This is a genomic window from Geminicoccus harenae, assembly GCF_019800005.1.
Taxonomy (GTDB): domain Bacteria; phylum Pseudomonadota; class Alphaproteobacteria; order Geminicoccales; family Geminicoccaceae; genus Geminicoccus; species Geminicoccus harenae.
The window spans coordinates 1-948 of sequence record NZ_JABGCL010000185.1; the positions used below are offsets into that span (position 1 = coordinate 1).

At 36.2% G+C, this 948-nt stretch carries 2 protein-coding genes; both read left to right on the top strand.

What is annotated here, in order from left to right:
* Window positions 1-213, top strand: a 213-nt coding sequence (locus HLA95_RS30340) for a hypothetical protein (RefSeq protein WP_255592575.1), incomplete at its 5' end; no start/stop codon positions are given.
* Between the two features lie 147 nt (window positions 214-360).
* Window positions 361-948 (top strand): GAG-pre-integrase domain-containing protein (locus tag HLA95_RS30345; RefSeq protein WP_222185147.1); only part of this gene is annotated, 588 nt, incomplete at its 3' end.

The following is a 948-nucleotide window of genomic DNA, read 5'->3' on the forward strand; positions in this document are numbered from 1 at the left end:
CATCTAGTGGTCGTGGTCATAGCCGTGGCCGTGGCCGTGGTCGTGGCCATGGGCGTGGGCGAGGCCGTGGTCAAAATAATTATAGACCACGGGGAGGTCATATCAATACCAAACAAAACCACCAGAAGTGGTATAACAATGGAGGAAGGCAAGGCAAAGAAAAATTTCAGCCTCCTGCGAATTATGAAAATAAATGTTATAAGTGTGGTATGAAGGGGCATTGGTCGCGTACATGTTATACGGCTGACCATTTGGTTAAACTTTACCAAGCCTTTTGAAGATCCAAATGGAAAAATTGATCATTTAATTGGTGATGGAAAAGTCCACATCGATTAATATTTTTATTGTTTTGGATGTTTTATGCATTTTATTTATTCAAATTTTATATTGAATTTATTTAATATTTTTTTAAAGGGTATGGATCTTAGTATTGGATCGCTCGGTTCCAAGATAAATGGTGGAGAGATATGTCTAGCAGATAGTGCTACTACTCATACAATCCTTCGGGATCAAAAATATTTTTCCCATATAACATTAGTTGAAACTAATGTAAATACAATATCAGGTCCTGCAGACTTGATTGATGGTTCCGGAAGAGCCACTATTATGTTACCATGTGGCACGATATTCCATATTAACGATGCCTTATATTCAGTCAGATCCAGAAGAAATCTGCTAAGTTTTAAAGATATACGTCGTAATGGATATCATATTGAGACCACATGTGAAAATAATAAAGAATATTTATGTATTACTCATATTGATTCAAGCCAGAAGCTTGTAGTGGAAAAATTGCCTGTTTTTTCTTCAGGATTATATTATACAACTATAACAACAATTGAATTAAATATGGTGATGAGCCAGAAGCTCTCTAACCCAAATATTTTTATGCTTTGGCATGATAGACTTGGGCACCCATGGTCAACAATGATGAGGCGAATTATTGAA